Here is a 22,468-nt window from a genome sequence, read left to right on the forward strand (position 1 = left end):
CGGCTTGCCGTACCGCCCGTTTCCGGGGTGCTGCGGCCGCGCCTCATCGTGGTCTGCGTGGCCGTGACCGCTGTGACCTTCCTGGCCTTCTGCCTGGGCATCGGGCTCGGCGAGTTCCCGCTCAGCCTGGGCGAGGTCATCCAGTCGCTCCTCGGGACCGGCGACCAGGGCATCGCGTTCGTGGTGCGCGAGCTGCGCCTGCCCAGAGCGCTGACCGGGCTGCTCGCGGGCGCGGCGTTCGGCCTGTCGGGTGCGCTCTTCCAGGCCATGACGCGCAACCCGCTGGCCAGCCCCGACATGATCGGCGTCACCCAGGGCGCGGGGGTGGCGGTGGTGGCCGGGCTGGTGCTCGGCGTCGGGTCCGGGCTGCCCGTGCTGGGCTTCGCGGGCGCCGTGGCCGCCGCACTGCTGACATACCTGCTCGCCTGGGGGCGGGGCTCCACCGGCTACCGCATCGTCCTGGTCGGCATCGGCGTGTCCTGGATCTGCACCAGCGCCACCGAGTATCTCATGGTCACCAGCGGCGACTTCCAGGCACAGCAGGCCCTGGGCTGGCTGTTCGGCAACCTCAACGGGCGCTCCTGGAGCCACGCGGTGCCGCTGGCGCTGGCCCTGGCCGTACTCCTGCCGGCGGCGCTCCTGCTCGGCCGCTGGACACGGGCGCTCCAACTCGGCGACGAGGTCGCGACCGTGCTCGGCACGCCGGTCCAGGCAGCGCGGCTGGCACTGCTCCTGACCGGCGTCGCCCTGGTCGCGTTCGCCACCGCGGCGGCCGGCCCGATCGCGTTCGTGGCGCTGGGCGCCCCGCAGATCGCCCAGCGTCTCGCGCGCACCGCGTGGCCGCCGCCGGTGGCCTCCGCGCTGGCCGGGGCCGGCGTGGTGCTGGCGGCCGATCTGGTCGCGCGGCTGCTGATCCCGGACGTGGAGCTGCCGGTCGGCGTGGTGACCGGCGTGCTCGGGGCTCCCCTCCTGCTATGGCTGCTGGCCCGGGGCCGCCGCACCTGACGCCAGAAGGCGGCCGGTCTTGACGACGGGAGGTGCCAGGTTTCCCGCCGCCCCGTGAGGTCGGCGGCGTGGCCGGCTCGCCCTGTCCGTCAGCCAGGCGACCGACCGGGTGAGTACGGCGCAGCGCTCGTGAGAGTCGTAGGAGCATCGCCCAGGCCGTCGGCATCCCGCACGACAGCCCCGAGCGCTCGTCGTGCCCGAGCGCGTTGAACGCCGCCGGCCACAGCCTGCGCATGCTCAGCAGCACCTGCTCCGGTGTGCTGGCCAGGGTGTGCACGTAGGCCGGCCCGATCGGCGCCGGCGGCGACGATGAGGCTCGTTCTCAGGGTGCCCTACAGGTCCGGGATATCGTGGTGGCGCCGGATGTGCGCCACGAAGGCCCGCATGTATCCGGTCAGGAATTCGGCGGTGGACGGCACCTGGATGGCGCCCTCGTCGTCAATCAGTCCCTTGGTGAACTGGATGTAGGCCTCGGGCTGACCCAGCACCGGGGAGTTGGTGAAGGACAGGATGGTCTTGAGGTGCTGCTGTGCGACCGCGGTGGAGATCGGGCCGGGTGAGGTTCCGATGATCGCGGCCGGCTTGCCGTTCAGCACGTTGGATCCATAGGGCCGGGTCGCCCAGTCGATGGCGTTCTTCAACGCGCCCGGGATTGACCGGTTGTACTCCGGGGTGATGAACAGGAGGGCGTCGGAGGCTTTGATCGCGTCCTTGAACTCCTGGGCCACGGTGGGGTAGTTCGGATCGTGGTCGTGGCTGTATAGGGGCAGCTCGCCGATGGGGATCTCCGTGAGGCGGAGTTCCGGCGGCGCGAGACGGCTCAAAGCCAGAGCGAGTTTCCTGTTGATCGACTTCAGGGACAGGCTCCCGACGATGTAACCAACGGTGTAAGTCATTGCATTTCCTCTCAAGGTATGAACTTGCCGCCGTCAACATCGACGGTCTGGCCGGTGATGAAGTCGGCGTCGGAGGACCGTGCCGACGAGGTCTTCGGGCTTCTGGTCGCGTCGCGGGGCGCGGGTGTTGCGCCGCGCTTCCGGCAGCGCCGCGGGGAACGCTTTGCGTGCCTGTTCGGTGACGGCGAGGCCGGGGGTGATCACGTTGGCGGTGATGTTGTAGCCGCCCAGCTCACGGGCGAGCGAACAGGTGAACCCGCCGACGTCAGGCTTGGCCGCGACGTCCTGCGTCTGGCCGCGGGTGCCGTGATAATCCTTCTCCTGTGGGCCGACCCTCGACGAACGTGACCGTCTCGTCGAGCGGCGCCCGGCCCGTACGGATGTAATCCACCGTGACGTCCTCGAACCCGATCGACATGCCGCAGAAGAGCATGAGTTCGTCCGGGGGTGACAGGACCTCCGCGACGGTCCTGCGATACACCGACCACGCCATCTGCGGGCAACTGTGCAGCCCTTCGGCGCGGAGCAGCAGCATGACGGTCTGCAGATACATGCCGACATCGGACCATTGAGGCAGGCCCAGGTCGCGGTCGATGTAACAGAACAGGGCGGCGGGCGCGCCGAAAGCGTCCCAGTTCGCGGAAGCGGCCCGCTGGCGCGCCTCCCAGTCCTCGCCCGAGATACCGAGGGCGCTGTAGCGCTCCTGGCCGAAGGCGGATCGGCGCTCGCGGTACGGGGACTTCAGCGCGGACGGGTACATCTCGTACTCCCGCTCGTCCCAGGGGTCGCGTGCGGCCACGCGCTCGCCGGCGCGCTTCTTGAGCTCGGCCAGCGGTCCGCCGGTCAGCACGTAGGCGTGCCAGGGCTGGAGGTTCGATCCGGACGGCGACCAAGCCGCGGCGGACAGGACGCGCTCCAGCACCTCCTTCGGGACAGGCCGGTCGGTGAACCCGCGCACCGCCCGTCGGCTCGTGACCGCCTCATAGACGTCCAAGATCGCTACCTCCCTGTCTGCTCGACGTGCCCACCTTCGTTACGTTCACAACGGTATCATTCACGATAGTATCATTCAATACCATTTGGCGAGAAATCTGGGCCCTCGCACATCGTGAGGAAGGTGACCAGTACAGGAACCGACCACGAACGCCGCCGTCGTCTACTACCGCGCGGGGCGCCCACGCGGCAGGCAACCGGCGCGCGGACGCGCTTACGCCTCACCGCCTGCGGGATAGGCAAACCGGGTCAACAAATCCCTCAGCTGCTCGGACCCGCCGGGCCCCAGTTCGGCGACCAGACGCTCAGCCAGCGGCTCCGCCGCCACATGGGCTGCATCGAAAAGCTCGACGCCCTGAGGCGTGATCTCCACTGCCCGCACCCGCCGGTCCCCCGGAACGGTCTTTCGTACGGCCAGCCCCTTTCGCTCCAGGTCGTCCACGACCCGCATGATTCCCGCCTTGTCCGACCCCGTCGCCGCCGCCAAGTCCCGCTGCACCGTGGGCCCGCGGTCGACCAGCACGATCAGCACGGCAAAATGCCGCAACTCAATGCCGAACGGCCGAAGCGCCTCTGCCATCACCGTGGCGGCGCGCCAGTGCGCCTGGCGCAGCAGCAAGCCGAGAGCGAAAGGCGAGGCATCCCCGGGGCGGTCAGTCGCACGCGAGACAGTGGTTCTGTGCGGAACGTCGGCGCTCATGAACCAATATTATCAGCCATCATTTCATTCAATACGGTATCAATTGAAATTAATGCGGCTCGGTGGCCAGACCACCCTCGGTAGACGACCGCCCAGCCCGCACCCGGCCCCGGGCGCGGGCATCGTGGCGTTCTGCCGTTCATGGTCGATCACCTGTCAGGGATGGACACCGCGCGATTCGCCGACCACGCCAGCATCGGCGCGCTGGAGCCGTACGGGGACACCCGCGACCGGATCGGGGCGCTCACGCAGGTGCTCGGCTTCTTCGGCATCCAAGGGCCGCAGTGGTGATATTCCAGCGCAGGTTCGTCCGCGCCAACGAAAGCGGCGACAAGGGCTAATCGACGAGGACGCTTCCTGGCCACCCGACCTCCCCGCTTCCGAATCCTGGAAGCGGGGAGGCCGGGAGTCACTTCAGCCCGTACGCCCGGTGGACGGTCTGCTCGACGGCGTTGCCCTCGGCGTCGGTGGCCTGGACCCTGAGGCCGAGGGCCCCCGTCGTGCGCGACAGCTGGGGAGGTGTGATGGTGGCACGGCCCGAGGCCGAGACGGGGACCGGCGTCCAGTGGGCGCCGTCGTCGAACGTGACCGACAGCTTCACGTCGGTGACCTTCGCGTCCTGCGCGGTGTAGGAACCGTGGTAGCCGCTGACGGTGATCCGGTGCGACGTGCCCGCCTTGATCCGGTTGTCCAGGTCGAGCGGCACGTCATAGCGGAGGTTGAGCCGCCTGACCGGTTCGCACGGCGCCAGCTTGCCCGTGGCGAGCCAGGCCAGGCAGAGCCCGTCGGCCGTGCTGGTCATCCCGCCGGTCGGCCGCTTGGCGCGGAACGTCCACGCGGTCTCGACGTCCTTGGCGTACAGCTGCGACGGGTTGGGAGTGTGGAACTTGTCGGTGAGTCGATAGGCCGCGTCCTCCTCCGGGAGCGTGAACGTCGGCACGATGATCGCGAAGATGGCGAGTACGACCGTGGCCTCGACGAGCGGCACCTCCTGCCCGTCGCGGTACAGGTGCATCTCGTCCTTGCCACCGTGCTTGTCGCTCTGGAAGTTGGCGTTGTACGCGAACGCCTCCTGGTGGTTCGGCACCGGTCCCATGATCGGCAGAGCCGCCAGGAAGGTGTCATTGGTGCGGCACGGGAAGCACTGCAGGGTGCCGGAGCGGCGCACCGCGTCGGAGACGACGACGTTGCCCGGCACGCGGGGCTGGATGCCCCACGGCTCGGTTCGCGAGCCGGCGGAGGCGAAGATGTCCACGGCCGTCGCCGACAGCCCGCGCTTGGTGTGGTAGTCGGTGCCGCCTTCGTAGGTCGTGGTGTTGGAACGGGTCCAGACGACGTCCGGCGAGACCGGCCCCACGTACTCGGTGAGGGTGGTCTGCGAGCGCACGTCGTGGTCCATGGACCACACCCCCGAATACCTGACCGGCTTGATCATCGAAGCCGAGATGGTCAGCCTCACCCCGCCGGGCCGGTCGGCGTGGAAGCGGTCCTCGATCCGCTGCAGGTCGCGGGTCCTGACCGAATAATCGAGGTCGGAGGGCACCTTGCCCTGCTCGGGGAGCATCAGCGAGTAGAGGTACGGCGTGGTCGCGACGCCCTCGGCCGTGACGGTCACCGGCCGGCGCCCGGCCAGGGCGGCCAGCGCCCGCCCCTCCTTGGCCGGCAGGCTCATGGTCGGGATCGGGTACACGGGCCAGCTGCCCGCCGGGTCGAGGAAGGCCCGCCCGGCAGCCCCGTAGCCGAGGACGGCGACGGCGCCCGCCTGCTGGGCTGCCTTGACCCGGTCCAGGGCGTTGCCCGAGCAGGTCGTGGCCGGGCAGAGGTCCTCAAGGTTGAGCAGGACCAGCTTGCCGCGCACGTCCAGGCCGCTGAAGTCGACGCCCTTGCCGGCGTGGACGAGCGGGAGCCGGCTGCGGCCGTCGAGCTTGGGCGTGCTCGACTGGACGTTCTGGTAGCGCGGGGTGAGGCTGGAGCCCCCGGGCACCTTCATGGTGATGGCGGGCGCGCCGAGCTGGTAGCGGCCGGTGAGGGTGAAGGAACCCTGGGTGACCTTGCGGGTGGGCAGCAGCACGTAGTCGTCGAGCCCGTACCCCGGATACAGGGACTCCACGTCTACGTAGGCGACGCCGTTGGCGGCGATGCGGCGGAAGGCGTACTGGGAGAGGTGGACCTCTGAGTCGCGCGGTGTCTTCACCGACACCTTGCGCGCCTTGCGCAGGTCGAGCGTGACCGTGGTGTCCTTGGTGATCTCGATCTGCGGGTCGGCCGGCAGCGACTGGACCCACTCGCCGTCCGCGCCGCGCCAGGCCAGCGCGCTGATCACGGTGTAGGTGCCGGGGTAGACCTGGGCCTCGGTCTCCATGCCGGTGGCGGGGAGGTAGGAGTACTGGAGGTCGTCGCGGTCGTCGGTGCGCATGAACAGCCACGGGATCTGCGTGTTGTCGCTCGCGCCGGCGGGGAGCACCAGTTTGGCCCGGACGGTGACCTTCTTCGGCTCGACGAACGCGCCGACGGCCGTGTTCACCTGGACGTCGCCGTTCGAGGCCCGGACGAAGCCCTCGTACCAGGTGTCAGGTCCTGAGGGGTCGAACGTGACCGTGACCGGCGCGGTGCCGTGCGCGGGGACGGTGACCGTGTCGCGGTCGAGGGTGAGCGTGTTCGACGGCGGCGCGCCGCCCCGGTGGGCCTTGACGCCGGTGCTCAAGGTGAGGGTGACGGGCTGGTCGCCGTCGTTGGTGTAGGTGAGGGTCTTGGTGACCGCGCCGTTCTGGGGCGAGGGCAGGAAGCCGAAGTCGATGCTGCCGGAGCCGCGTACCCGCTGCTTGACGGCGCGGGCGACGTCGACGCGCCCGGCGCCCTCCTCGTAGGCGTCCTGGCCGTCGCCGTGGGCGGTGCTGGTGAGCGCGGCCTTGAGCTGGGTGTTCGTCCAGTCGGGGTGCTGCTGGGCGAGCAGCGCGGCAGCGCCCGCGACGTGCGGGGTGGCCATCGACGTGCCGGACGCCGTGGTGTAGCCGTCCTCGGCGGGCTCCCCCATGGACGTGTCGCGCGCGCGGGCGGCGACGATGTCCACGCCGGGGGCGCTGATGTCGGGCTTGAGGCTGTAGTCGACAGCGGTCGGGCCCTGGCTGGAGAAGGAGGCGAGGGCGTCCGAACGGTCCACCGCGGCGACGGTGAGCGCCGAGGCGGCGGTGCCCGGCGAGCCGATCGCGCGGCTCTTGCCGTCGTTGCCCGCGGCGACCACGAACAGCGTTCCCGACTCGGCGGTGAGCTTGTTCAGTGCCTGGTCGAGCGGGTTGTCCGGCCCAGGGCAGCAGCCGCCGAGGCTCATGCTGACCACGCGGGCCTGCTGGGCGGCCGCCCACTGCATGCCTTCGATGACGTCGGACTCGAGGCCGCTGCCGTAGTTGTTGAGCACTTTGCCGACCAGCAGCGACGCCTCGGGAGCGACTCCCCGGTACTTCGCGCCGTTGCCCGCGATGATCGAGGCCACGTGGGTGCCGTGGCCGTGCCCGTCCTGGGCGCTCGACTCGGAGCTGAAGTTCTGGGTGGCGGCGATCCGTCCGGCCAGATCGGGGTGGGTGGCGTCGATGCCGGTGTCCAGCACGGCCACCTTGACGCCGGCGCCCTCGAGCCCGGCGGCCCACGCCTCGGGGGCGCCGATCTGCTTGACGCTCCGGTCGAGGGAGACCTGGACCTTGCGGTCGAGCCAGATCTTCTGGGACGCCGACCTGGCCGTGCTGAGCCCGGCCCAGAACTGGCCGGCGGCCTTCTTGTCGACCTTGACGGCCGCGCCGTCGATGCTGGCCAGGGTGCGCGCCCCGGCGATGCGCTGCTGCGGCCCGTGCTGGACGATGACGGGCAGGGTGGGGCTCTCCGCGTCGGAGTAGCCGTTGCCCGCCAGGTACGCCACGTCGAACAGGCCCTTGTCGAGCTGTCCGGCCGACAGCCGGCTCATGACGTCCGTGGGGTAGACGTAGTACGCGTCACCCTCGCGTACCGACAGGAAGAACACCGGCGCGCCGTCGGGCCGTTTCGCCGGCTCGATCCGCACCTGCGGGCTGCCGTCCTGGTCGGTGGTGTAGGTCACCACGTCCCCGGTGATCAGCGTGATCTTCTTCTGGGGCTCTTCGGCCGTCCCGACGACGGGCGCCGGGACGGAGGGAGCGGGAGGTGGGGTCGGCGCGGCCATCCCAGTGGAAAGCAGCACGCCTAACGCGACAAGCGACCGGCCGATCATGCTTCTCCTCAGAGATCATCGGTGTCCCCGGGAACCATGACAGATCACAGTAAAGACGCGAAAGACGGCAGTGAGTCCTCTTTCCGCCATGTACGGAAATAGGACATGCTGGGGACGTGCTGGAGATCATCGGGCTCTCGTACGCCGAGCAGGCGCTGTACGAGGCACTGGTCGAGCGATCCCCCGCCACGCTCGCCGAACTGGGGCACGCCGCGTCCACGGCCGCCGGCCTGGAGGAGCTCGGGCTGATCACCCGGCTCCCCGAAGACCCACCGCGGTACGTGGCGGTCTCCCCCGAGATGGGGCTGGACGCGCTGATCCGGGCGCGCACCCGGGAGCTGGCCGCGGCCCGCCACCGCGCCGCCCAGCTCGCGGCCCGCTTCCACCGCTCGGTGCCGGACCAGGACTCGGCCGAGCTGGTGGAGGTGGTGATCGGCAAGGACGGGGTGGGCCGGTGGTTCCATCGGCTCCAGGAGAGCGCGCGGCGGCAGATCCGGGTCTTCGACGCGCCGCCGTACGCGACACCCATGGGCGGGAACGCCGTGGAGTTCGAGCTGCTGGAGCGGGGTGTCGAGTATCGGGCGCTGTACGACCGGCGCGCCATGGAGGTGCCGGGGACCCTCTCGCTCATCACCCGCTACGTCGCGGCCGGCGAGCAGGCCAGGGTCGGCGACGTGCCCGTCAAGCTGGCGCTGAACGATCAACCCATGGCGATCATGCCGTTACGCCACGACCAGCACGTCGTGGAATCGGCGCTGGTGGTGCACGACTCGACGCTGCTGGACGCGTTGTCGGCGCTGTTCGAGATGTACTGGGAGCGGGCGGTGCCGCTGCAGGTCCGACATGGCCGCCTGGCCGAGGCGACGAGGGCCGCCGACGCGCAGCGCGACCTGCTGCCGCTGCTCACCGCGGGGCTGACCGACGCGGCCATCGCCGCCCACCTCGGCTGGAGCGACCGCACGGTACGCCGCCACGTCCGCGCGCTGCTGGTCCAGCTCGACGCCCGGACCCGCTTCCAGGCGGGCTATCAGGCGGCCCTCCGCGGCTGGCTGGACTCGTGACGTCGCTGGGGGCCATCGGGCTCGGACCCGACGAGGAGGCGCTGTACGAGGTGCTGCTGGACCGCTCGCCCGCCACCCTCGACCAGCTCACCGCCGTCTGGCCGCGCGCCGACCTCCAGCCCTTGCTTGCGGCGCTGGAGCGCAAGGGGTTGCTCAGCACATCACCCGGGCCGCCGCCCGTCTACGCCGCCGTCGCCCCGGAGATCGCGCTCGACGTCCTGCTGCTCGCCGCCGAGCGCGACCTGCTCCGGGTCCGGGAGCGGGCCCGGGAGCTGGAGGAGGTGTTCCAGGAACGCGCCAGGGAACGCACTCCCCCGGTGGTCGTCGAGGTGGTCACCGGTCGGCGCGCGGTCGAGCAGCGGCACGCCCAGATCCAGCGCGCGGCCCGGCAGCAGCTCCGGTGCCTGTCCAAGCGGCCCTACTTCGACCCGCTGGGCAGTGTGGCCGCCCAGCGCGAGCTGCTCGAACGGGGCGTCACCAGCCGCATGATCTACGAGCGGGAGTTCGTGGCGGCCGAGGGCGCGCTACGGCAGATCGAAGAGATGGTCGAGGCCGGTCAGCAGGCGCGGGTGCTTCCGGACCTGCCGATGAAGCTGTACGTGGTGGACGACCGGCTGGCGCTCCTCCTGCTCAGACACGAGCCGGCGGACGCGGTGTCGGCACTGGTCATCCACCCGTCGGGGCTGCTGGAGGCGTTGATCCGGCTGTTCGAGGGGCTGTGGCAGCGGGCGCTGCCATTCGGCCTGGCCCCGTCGGCCCGCAACCCGCCGAGGGACTCCCGGGACGACGCGCGGCTGGTCGCGCTGCTGCTGTCGGGGCTCACCGACGAGGCCATCGCCCGCCAGCTCGGCATCGGCCACCGTACGGCCGAGCGCCGGATCGCCAACCTGATGGCCCGTCTCGGCGCCCGCACCCGCTTCCAGGCCGGCGTCCACGCCACCCGCTCCCACCCACCCCCAAGCGCCCCCTGACGGCGCCCCTTGAAGGACCGCGCGGGCGCGCTCAACGAACCGCGCCCTTCCCACCCCAAGAGCCCCTTCTCCAGGCTCCCCGGAGGCGGAGCGTCAATCAGGACGGATTCGGGCGTAGGCCCTGGCAAGAGGCAACCGGCGCTTGAGCCAGGGGAATTGCGCGTCCGGCTCGCCCCGCCCAGCGCCGGCGGGATACGAAATGATTCAAGACTGAAACTGGCGGTCCCTAAGGATGCCGTCAGATTCTCTTACCGAACCGGTAAAGCGATCCATCCTTGGTGGCGATGAACCGGTTGGGGGTCACGAAGTGGACCTCGAACGTGTCGGTCACCGACGTCTCCCCCGAGGCGATGTTTTGGCATTTCAACCGGTCAGCGTCGCCCGTTGTGATGGTGTAGCCGCCAACCCAGAGGTCTCCCGCATTCATCACCTGCTCGTGAAATTCCCAAGGCGTGGGGTGGAAACTGTTGAGCTTCCCGTTGTCGTCGAAGGCCGCCACAGACCACCGCGTACCGGCCGGATTGAACGCCATTCTAACCACCTCCAGAACCTTGTGGAGATCTCTTTATATCGGAAATACCTAAACGGGTCCAGAGCTGGCAGTCCCCGAATACGCCAGAAAGGGGCCGAGGATGGCCTCCTGACCGGGGGCGGCCTCCTTGATGTCGTACGCAAGCTTGAGCGCCTTCTCCAGCTCCGGCCGCGTCTTGACCCGGATACTGATCTTCTCGGAGAAGACCCGCTTGCAGTTCGCCAGGGCGAGCGCGTCGAGCTGGCTCTGGAGTTCCTGCTGGGCCGTCGAGCAGCGGGCGTACCCGATCCGGATCGGGTTGGCCGCTGCGGCGGCCGGCGCGGCCTCGACGGGCGGCCCCGGCTTCCAGGGCCGCCGGGGAGCGCGGTCCTCGGGCACCAGCGCCGGCGTCAGATCCACAGCGGCATCGTGTCAGAACTGTCTCGCAGAACGCCTGGGTTTTGAGAGGTTTTCTGCGAACAGCGATCTGCGGAAACGTGATCGGTTTCGGGCCTCTCGCAGAACTCTCGCATCTGGTCCATTTATGAGAACGCAGAGAGTTATCGCTTACCGAGCTTAAATAAATCTTGTCGATTAGACAAGTGGGTCAAACGCCCACTAACCCCGGATTATATCCCCATAGTGAGTGAGGGTGCCATCCACGTAAAGGCCGTCGGTCCCGCGCGTGCTGATCTTCTCTGCGCCGTCTCCAGCTACGGCGAGGTCGTTTTTGGCATGCAGCAGCTTGTTGACGGTGCAGTAACCCTCGACTGCCAGGTCTTCCTGGATTGTCACGTCGCCGTTTACCGTAATGCTGTGATGGCTGACTTGGTCCCCGAGGGTGACGTCGCCGTTCAACTTGGATTCCCCGTCTACCGAAAGCCCCTTTTGGCAGTTGATGTCGCCGCGCGTGTCGAGATCGTCGCAGGCGAGGTCCCCCTTGACGAGAAGTCCTCCGGCGCAGTCGATGTCGCCGCGCGTGTTGAGACTGGCGGAGGAGAGGTCTTTCACGACGCTACAGTCGTTCTGGACTATCAGGCCGTTGGCGCCGACCGTGGTGATCTTCTCCCCGTAGCCAGAGCCGGAGACGGTGAGGTCGTTTTTGGCGGAAAGCAGTCCGTTTACGGTGAGCCCGGTGAGGGTTGGGTTGGAGACGGTGATGGTGAGAGTGGCGTACTGGTAGACCGGCTGGACGTCGGTGGATTGCTGGGTTCCGGAGGTCACGGACGCCTGCAGGGTGAAGGTGGTGTCGTTGACGATCTTGTCCTTCGGGAGGGTGTAGACGGTGCCGGGTCCCTCGTAAAGGGGCGTGCCGTCGCCGTCGTACAGCTGGAAATAGCTGCCGTTGCTCTCCCAGGTGAAGTTGACGGCATCGCCGGCGTTGAACTTCGTCCTGGGGATGGTCAGCTTGTCCGGGTCGTTTGCCAGGAAGTTGTTCAGGTAGAAGACGGGCTCGGCGGTGGGCAGGGCAAGCTCGAACGTGTCCTTGCGGGTGTATGTGCCGCTGCTCATGCCGGAGGTTTCGGTGACCAGGCAGGTGAGTCCGCTGCCGGTGGTGGCGGCGAGCGTGCCGGTGATGCGGAATTGCAATGGTTTGTCGACGAGGTCCAACCCAGGTACGGGCGGAGCCTCGAAGGGGATGTAGTAGTAGTTCGTGGCAGCGGCGAGGCCGAGTTCCTGCCCGGACTTCATCTGGGCCGACGGGGCGCTCCAAGGGCCGCCGATGATCTCTGCGTGCGGTTGCTCGGTGAAGTACGCCCCTCCGCCGTCCGGGTCGCTGATCGGGACGGCGACGAGGATCCTTTCGCAGTAGATGTTCGGGCCGGCCGGGGCGGAGACGGTCAGGTCGATACGGGCGGAGGCGGGTTTGTCGGGTCTGCCTGCTTCAAGCGGCGCTGGGCTGGTGGTGGTGCTGTAGTGCAGCAGGGCGTCGGACATGGGGAAGCCTCCCAGTCGGGTGAGGGGGTGGGGTGTGGGCTAGTGCTCTTGTTCTGGTTCGGTGAGGAGGCGGAGCATGCCGTCTTCGAGCGTGGCGGGGCTGTCGGGAAATTGCGCGTCCGGCAGTGCGGGGGTCAGCTCGTACGGTGTCCAGGGGGCCTGTCCCGGTGCGGGGCGCAGCCAGGACCAGGTGCCGCGTTTCTCGGCCGGCCGGGGGAAGACGAGGGTCTGGGCGTGTTCGGTGGTGAGGACGGGGCCGAACCGGAAGAGAGCCTGCACGTGGCGTAGCGCGTCGTCGACGTGCCGGGGTGGCACGGTGACGGCGGCGGTGGGGGCGATGCCGCTGGTGGCGTGTACGGCGGCGCGCGGGTCCAGGAGCAGCAGCAGCCGGGTCGGGGCGGGATCGCCGAAGGTCAGCTCAGGGTAGTTGCCGCCCTGCTGGGTGCCGAGGGGCCCGATCTGTGTGGCGTAGTCCTGCCCGTCATCGGGCGCGGTGACGCTGTGGAACCTGTCGTACCGGTAGGCGGCCGGGTCGTCGGCGGTGAAGTAGCCGATGAGGCCGTCATCGCGGGCGGCTTGGTCGCCGAGGCGGACCGCGAACCGGTCGGCGGTGAAGGCGGGGGGCGATGGGTCGAGGGTGGCGGCCCAGCCGGTGTCTCCCAGGGGTGGCCCTTCGAGGGTCAGCCGGAGCTGTGCGGGGACGAGGGCCAGAGGGCGTCCGATCAAAAGGGTCAGGTTCTGGTCGGCGCGCTGGCCGAGTGGCTCGGTGGTCCACAGGGTTGCGTCGATGACGTCGAGGAAGGCGGTGAAGTTGGCTTCCGTGGCGAGGTTGGATGAACCGATCAGCCCCGCGACCAGGGGAGCGAGCGCCGCGACCTGGTCCAGGGTGGTGACGGTGCCGTCGGGCGGCGGTTCCCACCGGCCGCTGCGCTGCCCTTGGGCACCGGTGAGCAGGCGGTAGGTGCCGAGCAGGCGGCCTGCCGGGTCGTAGAGCAGCAGGCTGTGGTCGAGGTGGTTGGGCAGGATCCAGCCGCCGATGGGGTTGGGGTCGGCCGCGGTGCGCACGATGCGGGTGCCGGTCTGGGCGTCGAGGAGGTCGAAGTCGAGCCGGGCGGGCTGGAGGGGGCGTGGTGGCAGCTGGGCGACGGCCGCGATCGTGGGGGTGAGCGACGTCTCGGCGGTGAGGAGGGTGTCGACGACAAGGGGGAAGTTGCGGTAGTCGTGCAGCCCGCCGCCTTCGGTGTCGGGGCTGACGACGTCGAGGACGCGGCCGAACTTGTCGTAGAGGAAGAGCTCTTCGACGTGGATCTGCCCTTGCCGAGTCTCGTGGAAGGGGGCGCCGGCGCCTCCGGGGAGGTACGGCGAGCTGGTGACCCGGCCCCGGTAACGGGCGGGCAGTCCGTCGTCGGTGGCGGCGTCGAGGTAGCCGGCCAGGCCGGCGATGTGCGGGTGGTCGGTGTCGTCGGTGCTGGGACGGCGGAAGGCGCGCAGGTCGCGGGCGGCCAGCCGTTCGTTGAAGCCGGTGAGTTCCTGGGCGAGGAACGCCCAGCCGCCGATCGACGTCAGCCAGGCGTCGAGTTGTCCGCGCTGGTCGTCGGTGCCGTGGTGGGCGATGTACTCCTTCAGCCGGGCGGCGAACAGGGAGCGGGGGTGCGGGCCGAGACCGGAGATGCCCGTGACGGTGACCGGGTCCGGGGCGGCGCCGACCGCGCCGGTGTAGCGGTAGTCGGTGCCGTCGAAGGTCCAGCAGCGCTGTGTGCCTGCGGCGTAGGGGATGTGGCGGTAGGCGACCTTCCACTCCATGATCAGGGGTTCCCAGGACTGGGCCCAGGGGTCCAGGCCGAGCGCGGGCAGGGTGCCGGTGTAGTCGGCGGGTCGGTGGGCGGCGATGACGGCGCTGATGTCGTTGACCGGCAGGCCGGTGGCGGCGGCCAGCGCGGGCGCGCTGCCCGCGTCCAGCAGGAAGCACTCGGCGAGCAGCGCGGAGATCTCCTGCGGGAGTGCGGAAAGGCCCGGGACGGCGGGCATCGCCCCGTGACCTGCACCGCCGGGCGTCGCGCTGATCGTCGTACCCGCGACCGTGACGGCGCCGACCAGGGGCGAGGTGCCGTCGTCGGTGAGCGGCCGTACGGGCACCGGCTCGTCGGAGACGGTGGTGTCGGCCGGCGGCAGGAGACCGGACACGCTGACCACGGGGTTGTTGCTCTGCCAGTACGGGTGACGGGGGACGGCCTTGAGCGTGGCGCCTCCGGTGAGCCCCCGGGCTTCGGCGAAGGCGCTGATCCCGGCGAGGAGCGCGTCGTGGTCGCCCGCATGGGGACGGGTGTCGTCGGGCTGGGGGACCTTCGCGGCCAGGTCCCGCACCTGGGCGGTCATGGCGTGCACCGTGTGGGCGAGCGAGCCTTCCTGGTTGGGGTCCAGTTCCTGTCGCATCCGGTCCGGGTCCGGCGCGGCGCCGGGACGCGGTGACAGCGCGTCGGCCAGGCCGTACTTCAGCCACAGGGCGTTCAGCCGCCACTGGTGGGTGTACAGCTCGCCGAGCTGCTTGTCGAGCCGGTGCTGGTCGTCGTTGAGGGTGGCCAGCCAGGTCGGCGGGGTGAAGGGGGCGGGCGTCGCCGTCGGATCCGCCGTGTCGGCGGGGGGTGGTGTCACGGTCCAGTGGTGGCCTCCGGCCGAGGCTCCGAACGAGGCGTCGTGGACGTGGCGGCGTACCCGCGCGTCGCCGCCCTTCTCGTCGGCGATGTCCAGGACGTTGTGCAGGAACGTGCGGAGCAGCTGCAGGTCCGAGCCGGAGGGGGAGGCGCCGGTGGCGTGCAGGGTACGGCCGGCGAGCGCGGTGAAGGCGTCTTCGGTGGTGTTGCCGACGGCGACGTTGAGCCCGCCGCTGTCCCGGATCGTGTCCAGGGGGTCCGGGGCGGGTGCCGAGGTGGCGTTCGGGTCCCAGGGGATGGTCAGGGCCATGCCGGAGTACAGGCTGCGGGTGGCGGGGGTGACCGCGGTGTCCTGGTCGGGGTCGCCGGTGAGGCGGGGGTCCTGCCAGCCGAGATGGGCGAGGTGGTCGGCGTAGGAGGCGCCGGGCGGGAGGGAGGCGAGGATGTCGGCGCCGGGGTCGGAGTACCAGCCGATGACCTGGTAGCCGAGCGTGTCGGCGGCGGTGACGTCGGACAGGTCGTCGAGGAAGGAGAAGACGTTGCTGTTGTGCGGCGTGTAGGTGGTGAAGTACGGGTCGCCGGTGGCCATGGCGGTGACGAACAGGGGGACGTCCGTGGCTCGTTCCGTCCAGGGAGCGGTGTCGGTGAGCGGGAAGGCGAGCCCGATGAGGACCTGGGGCGCGTCGGGCGTCATGGTGTTGCGGTAGGGGTCGGGGCTGGACTGCCAGGCACGCAGGGTGGCGTCGGAAACCAGATAGGAGCTCGACCTGTCGTAGGGATGACCGTTCTGGTAGGCGGTGCCGCTGTACGGGCAGTCGCTTTCGATCACCCATGCCTTGGCCCGGCGGGTGGAAGTGCCGCTGAAACGGACCACCAGCCACCGGTTGGGCACCAAGGGATAGCGGACCTCTCCGGTCTGCGGATCCTGGACGCCGTGGCGGAGCCCTCGGGGCAGCGTCCAGTGCAGGTGCACGCCGGTGTGGTTGTGGACCGCTTCGTTGCTCTGCCGGTCGCCCTCGTCCGGCTCCGGGCTCATGTAGTCGTTCAGCGCCTGGTAGTTGTGCTGCCAGGTGCGGAAGCCGTCCCGGCCCCGCAGGGCGGTGTTCACCACGAGGGCGTCCAGGCCGACGGGGACGACGAGTGCGGGGCTGGTGGTCATCGTCGGTCTCCGTTCGGGCCGGTGAAGCGGATGGCCTCGGGGACCTTGACCATCTGCATGGCCAGGTCGGCGGGGCCGACCGGGCCGACAGTGGTGCTGTGTGCGGTCTCCAGCGCGGCCGTCAGCGCGGGGATGAGCGAGCCGATGTCCAGGACCCGGCCGCCGGTGCCGGTCCTCAGGTGGTCCAGGACGGGGAAGGTGACGTCGGTGCCGAGCTGCTCGCCGAGCTGCGGGCCGGTGGGCGAGTTCGGCGGCAGCATGTTCCGCAGCGGGATCAGGCCGTGGTCCTCGACGCCGAACCGGAAGCCTTCTTGGGGTTCGCTGAGTTCGACCGTCGCGGGTAAGCCGTCGAACAGGCACAGCAGCACGGTGGGCGCCAGGTGGTCCATGCGCAGCACCGGCAGCAGCGCGCCGTCCGGGCCTCCGGCGCGGACGGCCAGGTTCGGCCAGCCGGAGACCAGCGCCGAGCGCAGCAGCAGCCCGGAGACGGGCCGGGCGGCGCTGCCCAAGCCGTTCCCGGCGTCCCCGGCGGTGGTGTCGTCGGGGACGGGGTCGTCGGGTGTGGTGCCGCGGAGCGTGTCACGATGCGCCGCCGCCGTCCGGGCTGCCGCCGTCCGGACGGTGTCGGCCACGATCTGGTCCTGGAGGGTGTCCCGGCTCGACTGCGCGCCGATGCTGAGGGCGCCGGAGACCAGCGCGTCCAGCCAGGTGGGGTCGACGTGGAAGAAGCGCAGCGACTCCTGCGGCAGCATCCGCTCCTCAGGCACAAGGTGGGTGAACGGCACGGGGTGGAGCAGCATGAGCCGCCCGAGCCACTGTGCTATGGGGGCGAAATGGTCCTTGAGCCCGTCGCCGTCGGCGAGTGCCCCGGTGAGGGTGGCGCGGGTGGCGTCGGATCGCAGGAAGTCCTCCAGTGCCTGGGCCGGGTCGGCCGGTGGCGCGGCCGGCGCGGGCGGTGTCCACGGGGCGGCGGGCCTGCCCGGTGGCGTGCCGAGGGCGGTGAGCAGGTCGCTGTCGAGGAGGCTGCCGAACGCGGCCCGCGCCGTCTTCGGCCCGTCGTCGTCTGGCGGCAGGTGGTTGCTGGTGGCCTGGTGGTAGAGGGTGTCGATCAGGTGCCGGGCGGCGTGTTTGAACGCGAGCAGGTGCTGGGCGAAGGCGGCGTCGGCCACGGCGAGCGCCCGGCCGGTCTCGAACGCGGTGGCCAGCGACATGTCGAAGCTGCCCCAGGCGGGGTCGTAGCCGATGAGCGCGTCGGCGGTGGTGGCCTGCGCCGCCCGCGCGGTGGCCACGGGCATGACGGGGGTGAGCGGCCCCCGGTACCAGCCGTAGGTGGCCTCGCCTGAGCGGGTCAGGTACGGCAGCGGCAGGTAGCCGTCGTTGAGCCGCCGCGCCACCTGCCGCTGCGGCGCCGGGGTGCCGTCGGTGTCCTGGTACGGCGAGGCCGGCCGCAGCCACATCTCCTCGCGGCCGGCCTGGTTTCCGTCCGGGGTGCGGGTGAGTCCTTCGGCGAGATCGGCGAAGTCGGCCTGCCGATCGGGATAGGCCCAGAACGACCAGCTGGCGAGGGACAGCAGCGCCACCGAGTCGCAGCCCTGGAAGTCCGGGTCGTCCACCAGGATCTTCTCGTGGCCCTCCAGGGAGACCAGGTGCACGATGTTCTTGGTCGCGGTGGTGGAGCCGGGCGGAGCGGTGGCCGGGAAGCGGCCCGCCACGACGACGGCGAACAGTCCGTCCTCCTTGATGCCCATGATGGCTCGGTCACCGGTGTTGGCCCCCCGGCAGTGCGCCAGGAACCGCAGCTCCGCCAGCCGTGGCGCCACCGCGTGGAACTCCTCGGCCACGACCTGGATGTACGCGCAGGGATCGGCGTCACCGAGGTCGGCTTCCAGGGCAAGTTCGGGTTTGAGCACGTCCGGGTCGTCGGCGAGGAAGTCTCCGACCGTGCCGGAGATCGTGCGGGTAGGGGCGGTCGTTCCGTCGACGAGCTGGTCGTCGGTGAGCACCAGCAGCGCCAGCCAGGGAGTTCCAGCCGGGGCGCCGCGCATGGCGCGTTCCCACGGCAGCATGGGATCGCCGAGCACAACGTGCGGCAGGACCTCGGCGTACCGGCCGCTTGAGGCGTCCGGCGGCTGCTTGGCGACCACCGCGCCGGTGTCGATCGCGATCTGCGGGCCGCGGACGGTGAACCTCTGGACGGCCGTGAACGCCTCCCCGGCCTCCGGTTCGGTCCACAGCGTGTGGGTGACCTCGACGCGGTAGTCACCCGCGGGCAGAGCGGGCAGGTAGTCGTCGTGCAGCTCGATGTCCCCGACGGGGATCGTGTCGCGGGCGGAGTGTTGCGGGCTCGGGCTCACGTCCGGCTCCCTGCGTCCTGGGTCATGGGGGCCTGGCTGAACAGGTGGCCGGCGTTGCCCGCCAGGCCGGCCAGGGAGTCGTTGGGGCCGGTGAACAGCTTGGCGTCGGCCAGGGCCGCATACACCTGGTCGCGGCCGTTCTTGGCGTCCCCGCGGTCGGTGCGACCGATGAGGTCCACGCACGACGGGTCGGGGGCGGAGACGAAGTCGCCGTTGGCGGCGGGCCGCCGGGGCAGCGGTGAGAGGCCGGGCGGGAGCTCGTCCTCGCTGTACTCGCTGAGCGGGAAGACGCCGCGTGAGGGGGCCAGCTCGGGCCGCGGCGCCTGGACGTCGAAGCCGACCGGACGGTCGGGGAGCACGTCGGCGCTGGGCGCCTCGCGTTCTTCGCCGGTCAGGAACCCCATTTTGACGGTCTTGGGCGGGGTGCCCCACAGCGACGCGGGCAGGTTCCGGAGGCGGGGCGTCAGCGTCCAGCCGTCGGTCCGCGTGAGCTCGTTCTCGAAGTAGAGCTTCAGGCGGTGCTCGCTGACCAGGCCGCTGCGTTTCATGGGGCGTACGTCGACCAGAGGTCCGTCATCGGGCCCGGATGAGGACAGCGGCTCCTCCCCCGTCCGCAGATGGCTGGCCGGGATCCCGGCCTGGGTGAAGAAACGCAGGTCGCGGGCGCGGACCAGCCACACCTTGCCGCCGTTGCCGCCGCCGTCGTCGTCAATGGTCTTGTCCAGACCGCTGACCGCCGCGATGGTGACCATGTCCGCTGGTTTCGGCAGCATGCTGGCGAACTCAGACCATCCCAGTGTCTTGTCGCCGGTTCCGGGGCGCCCGTGGCCGAAACTGACCGTGACGGTGAAGCACACGACGTGGACGGTGACCGTACCGCCCACCGGTGGCCCCCACAGCTGCACGTCGGCGCCGACCGACACAGTGACGGTCTTGTGCACGAACCAGACGTCGACCTGGCACGAGGCGCCGATACTCACCGAGATGCCCGCGGTGAACCAGAACGGCCGCCACGACAGCAGCAGATCGGCCTGGGCGGTGAACCACGCCCGGACGGAACCCCCCTGGTAGACGGCGCTGAGCTTCGCGCCCGCCATCGCGCACGACGGCGTCACCGCCAGATACGCCTGCGCGGTGATCGACACTCCGTGGCCGACCGCCCAGTCGATGCCCAGCCGCGGCACCCTCGGGTAGCAGGCGGGCGGTTGGAACGCCGGATGGTATCCGCCGAGGGTGACCACGAACTGCCCGGCGTTCGGGTTCGACCCGAACCACACCGCGGCGGCGAACCCCCCGGTGAGGTGGCAGTCGGGCGTCAGCACATAGGAGGCCGGGGACAGCTGCGCGGCCAGTTCGAAGGTCCCCTGGATGGGCCGGAGTGTGGCTTCCAGGCCCAGCTCCGCGTAAACATAGGTGCGGGTGGCGGACTCCGAGGGCAGCGGCAGCTGCAGGGTCGCGATCCCCAGTACGGCCAGCACCAGGTCGTGGCCGAACTCCGCCGCCAGCAACACCTTGGCATTCACCACCTCGGCGACGCTGAACTCCACCCCCAACGCCAGCCAGTACGAGCCCTGGCGCGGGGCGATCCACTGCCGCGGCTGGCTACCTGCGACGGCCGGCTCACGCCCCTCCAGGACGTTCAGCACGTGCAGGGGATTGTTCGCGTCGGAGTCAGGCCCTTGCTTGTGCAGGGTCAGCAGCGGGAAGCCGGACACCTCCATGGCCGAGGGCATGGTCAGCTCCCGGTTGTACCCGAAGCCGGCCATCAGCCCGGAGACCAGGACCGGCGGCACCTCCAGCAGGGGCGCCTCCAGTTGGGCGAAGATGAACAGCGAGGGCTCGCCGTCCTTCAGCTGCGCGTAGGAGCCGATGGCGGCCAGCGAGAAGCTCGGCAGGGCGAGCGTCGCCGTACCGTCGTACTGGAACGCCACGCTGGGGTCGAGCTGGTCGTCGGGCAGGTGCAGCAGGGCACCGGAGATCTCCACCGGCGGGGCGTTGTAGGACACGCCGAGCCCGGAGAGGTCGAATGTGGGGGCGAACCTGTCCAGCGGCGAGCCGACCGCCAGCCCGTCGAACGACAGGGACAGCGGCCCCAGAGTGACCGCGGCGTCCAGCTCGAAGAGCAGCACGTTGTGCTGGTACATCACGCCGACCCGGTTGATCTGGACGACGCCGAGCTTCTTCTGCACCGAGATCCAGTGGACGTTGGAGGCCGGCGTGCTCTGCGGGGCGGGGGTGGAGGGGTTCGGTACCGCGGGGGCGTTGGACTGACCGTTCCCCTTGGTGGCGGGGGCGTTGGTGGAGGGCACGCCGAGGGCGACCGGCGTGGTCTCGCTCCCGACCTTCAGCTCCGCCAGGGCCGCCACACCCGCCTTCAGCCCGGCCGTCGGGAGCGGCACCACCTCCGCCTGCCCGAGCAGCCCGTTGACCAGCGTGACGGCCTGGGGTGCGAATTCGCCGGAGCTGTAGAGGACCTGGAGGTTCTCCACGCTCAACGTCCCCACCTGCGACAGGAACCCGCCGACCAGGGGAAGCTGGGAAAGGTCGATGCCCGCCGCCAGGTCGACGCCGACGCAGAACCGCGCCGGGCCGTCCGCGGGCTTCACCCGGACGAACTTGGCGTCCTTCAAGTCGATCCGCAGGCTGTCGGGGACATCCGCCGCCAGGTCGGCGGAGAAGTGCGCGACCCAGTCACGCAGCACGATCTCGATGCCCCCGTCGCCGCCGCGGAACGTGGCGGCGAACACATCGGTGCCGGACTTGTCTTTGTCGAAGACGACCTCGAAGTCGAAGCCGGCGACGTCCAGCGTCCCGGCGTACCGCGTTCCCGAACCGTCCCGGGTGACCGTCACCTCAAGCGAGGCGCGGACCTCATCGGTGATCATCATGTCGCCCTGGAACACGAGGTCGAAGACGCTTGCGCCGGCACCGGTGCTGTAGGAGAACCACAGGCCGGTCAGCTCCAGGCTCTTGATCGGTTCCGGCACGTCCGACAGGCCCAGGGCCGCGGTCACCTCCGCCATGCCGAGGTCCTCACCGGCCGCGAGACCGCCCCGGAAGGACCAGCCGCCCTGTTTGCCGAAGCCTTTGGTGGCGGAGACATCGATGCTGAGGACCGAGCCGATCGCCACGGTGCCCGCGATATTGGCGACGAACTTCTCGTACTTGTTGTAGGCCAGGTTCAGCGACAGGGAAGCGATCTTGAAGGAGTCGAACGACCACAAGCCGGTGACCTTCATCCGGACCATGTAGGCGTGTCCGAGGGCGGCGGCGAACGACAGGTCGCTGATGGCCAGCTCCGCGGGCACCTCATCTGCGGGGATGCCGAACGACTCCAGCAGTGACCGGACATCGATCGGCTTGTCGTCGCGAAGCGAACCGATGATCCGCAGGTCGGGAAGCCACAACGCGATCTGGAGCGGAAGTCCCTTGATGTCGAGGTCGGCCACCACCGCCACGGACGACACCTTGTAGAGGTCGGCCGCATCCTTCACCAGGCGGTAGTCGAAACCGGCGACGTTCCCGGGGTCGAACCCGAACTCGCTCAACCCGGCCTGCGCGCTCTGCCACACGTCACCGGCGAAGCGCCTGCCCAAGCTCTCTATCTCTCCGGCGAAGGCACCCTGCCGGGTCGGCCGCACCGCGACCATCAGCCGCCCGGCACCGGCCGCGGTCATCGTCGAGGTCACCTCGACCCCATCGAACGTTCCGCTGAGGGTGAGGGTCACCACGCCCTTGTTCGTCACCGCCGCCGTCACGCCCGTCACCGCGACGGTCGCGATCGCGCCGGTGGGCCAGGCGAACGACGCGCACGTCAGGGAGAGCGTCAGCGTCGTATGTCCCGCATCCGCCTCCGCCCGCCCCGAACCGGCCGCCCCCTGGCAGGAACCGCTCGGGAACGTGCCGAGCATGTCTCGCAACCGCACCGGAAGCGCGGAGTCCGTGGCGCTCAGCGTCGGCAGACCACCCAGGAAAGACGCCTTCAACGCATC

General features: G+C 70.0%; 14 protein-coding genes. 4 read left to right on the forward strand and 10 right to left on the reverse strand.

The features are described 5' to 3' along the window. Window positions 1-57: 57 nt before the first annotated feature. Entirely contained in the window at window positions 58-1,005 is a 948-nt protein-coding gene (locus tag MBA17_RS29040) for a FecCD family ABC transporter permease (protein WP_238499791.1), read from the forward strand. A gap of 332 nt (window positions 1,006-1,337) precedes the next feature. Here the strand turns inward: MBA17_RS29040 and MBA17_RS29045 are convergent, their stop codons facing one another. From MBA17_RS29045 to MBA17_RS29055, 3 genes are all read right to left on the reverse strand, one after another. Beyond that, the gene (locus tag MBA17_RS29045; protein WP_238499792.1) at window positions 1,338-1,901 is read right to left on the reverse strand and encodes an NADPH-dependent FMN reductase; all 564 of its coding nucleotides are present in this window, start codon (window positions 1,899-1,901) and stop codon (window positions 1,338-1,340) included. A 265-nt stretch (window positions 1,902-2,166) separates the two neighbouring features. After that, entirely contained in the window at window positions 2,167-2,895 is a 729-nt protein-coding gene (locus MBA17_RS29050; RefSeq protein WP_238499793.1) for a nitroreductase, read from the reverse strand. A 213-nt stretch (window positions 2,896-3,108) separates the two neighbouring features. Further along, window positions 3,109-3,594: a MarR family winged helix-turn-helix transcriptional regulator gene (locus MBA17_RS29055; protein WP_238499794.1), complete on the reverse strand. Its 486-nt coding sequence runs from the start codon at window positions 3,592-3,594 to the stop codon at window positions 3,109-3,111. Between the two features lie 162 nt (window positions 3,595-3,756). Between MBA17_RS29055 and MBA17_RS49720 the strand changes: the two genes are divergently transcribed. Further along, entirely contained in the window at window positions 3,757-3,885 is a 129-nt protein-coding gene (locus tag MBA17_RS49720; protein ID WP_274386129.1) for a hypothetical protein, read from the forward strand. Window positions 3,886-4,003: 118 nt separating this feature from the next. Here MBA17_RS49720 and MBA17_RS29060 read toward each other — a convergent pair whose 3' ends face one another. After that, window positions 4,004-7,801 (reverse strand): S8 family peptidase, encoded by a 3,798-nt coding sequence (locus MBA17_RS29060; RefSeq protein ID WP_238499795.1) that lies wholly within the window; start codon window positions 7,799-7,801, stop codon window positions 4,004-4,006. A gap of 146 nt (window positions 7,802-7,947) precedes the next feature. Between MBA17_RS29060 and MBA17_RS29065 the strand changes: the two genes are divergently transcribed. Together MBA17_RS29065 and MBA17_RS29070 are read left to right on the forward strand one after the other, a co-directional pair. After that, on the forward strand, window positions 7,948-8,892 hold the full coding sequence (locus MBA17_RS29065) for a transcriptional regulator (RefSeq protein WP_238499796.1): 945 nt from the start codon (window positions 7,948-7,950) through the stop codon (window positions 8,890-8,892). Continuing rightward, entirely contained in the window at window positions 8,889-9,863 is a 975-nt protein-coding gene (locus tag MBA17_RS29070; protein ID WP_238499797.1) for a helix-turn-helix transcriptional regulator, read from the forward strand. Before MBA17_RS29065 ends, MBA17_RS29070 begins: the two co-directional genes overlap by 4 nt. A gap of 238 nt (window positions 9,864-10,101) precedes the next feature. On the opposite strand, the gene MBA17_RS29075 is transcribed toward MBA17_RS29070, so the two are convergent. The 6 genes from MBA17_RS29075 to MBA17_RS29100 form a co-directional block, all read right to left on the reverse strand. Beyond that, entirely contained in the window at window positions 10,102-10,395 is a 294-nt protein-coding gene (locus MBA17_RS29075; protein WP_238499798.1) for a hypothetical protein, read from the reverse strand. A 48-nt stretch (window positions 10,396-10,443) separates the two neighbouring features. Continuing rightward, entirely contained in the window at window positions 10,444-10,794 is a 351-nt protein-coding gene (locus tag MBA17_RS29080; RefSeq protein WP_238499799.1) for a recombinase family protein, read from the reverse strand. Window positions 10,795-10,992: 198 nt separating this feature from the next. Further along, window positions 10,993-12,312: a hypothetical protein gene (locus MBA17_RS29085; protein ID WP_238499800.1), complete on the reverse strand. Its 1,320-nt coding sequence runs from the start codon at window positions 12,310-12,312 to the stop codon at window positions 10,993-10,995. A 39-nt stretch (window positions 12,313-12,351) separates the two neighbouring features. Beyond that, on the reverse strand, window positions 12,352-16,122 hold the full coding sequence (locus MBA17_RS29090; protein WP_238499801.1) for an RHS repeat domain-containing protein: 3,771 nt from the start codon (window positions 16,120-16,122) through the stop codon (window positions 12,352-12,354). Further along, window positions 16,119-18,476, reverse strand: a complete 2,358-nt coding sequence (locus MBA17_RS29095; protein WP_238499802.1) for a hypothetical protein — start codon at window positions 18,474-18,476, stop codon at window positions 16,119-16,121. The genes MBA17_RS29090 and MBA17_RS29095 overlap by 4 nt, the downstream gene beginning before the upstream one ends. Continuing rightward, complete coding sequence (locus tag MBA17_RS29100; protein WP_238499803.1) at window positions 18,473-22,462, reverse strand: DUF6603 domain-containing protein; 3,990 nt, start codon at window positions 22,460-22,462, stop codon at window positions 18,473-18,475. The genes MBA17_RS29095 and MBA17_RS29100 overlap by 4 nt, the downstream gene beginning before the upstream one ends. Window positions 22,463-22,468: the final 6 nt, after the last annotated feature.

This window comes from Dolomitihabitans soli, from assembly GCF_022213955.1.
GTDB lineage: Bacteria > Actinomycetota > Actinomycetes > Streptosporangiales > Streptosporangiaceae > Streptosporangium_A > Streptosporangium_A soli.

Excerpts from the sequence above, each read along its gene's own strand:
- MBA17_RS29045 (WP_238499792.1), bottom strand. The coding sequence starts at position 1,901 with ATGACTTACACCGTTGGTTACATCGTCGGGAGCCTGTCCCTGAAGTCG.
- MBA17_RS29055 (WP_238499794.1), bottom strand. The coding sequence starts at position 3,594 with ATGAGCGCCGACGTTCCGCACAGAACCACTGTCTCGCGTGCGACTGAC.
- MBA17_RS49720 (WP_274386129.1), top strand. The coding sequence starts at position 3,757 with ATGGACACCGCGCGATTCGCCGACCACGCCAGCATCGGCGCGCTGGAG.
- MBA17_RS29075 (WP_238499798.1), bottom strand. The coding sequence starts at position 10,395 with ATGGCGTTCAATCCGGCCGGTACGCGGTGGTCTGTGGCGGCCTTCGAC.
- MBA17_RS29085 (WP_238499800.1), bottom strand. The coding sequence starts at position 12,312 with ATGTCCGACGCCCTGCTGCACTACAGCACCACCACCAGCCCAGCGCCG.
- MBA17_RS29090 (WP_238499801.1), bottom strand. The coding sequence starts at position 16,122 with ATGACCACCAGCCCCGCACTCGTCGTCCCCGTCGGCCTGGACGCCCTC.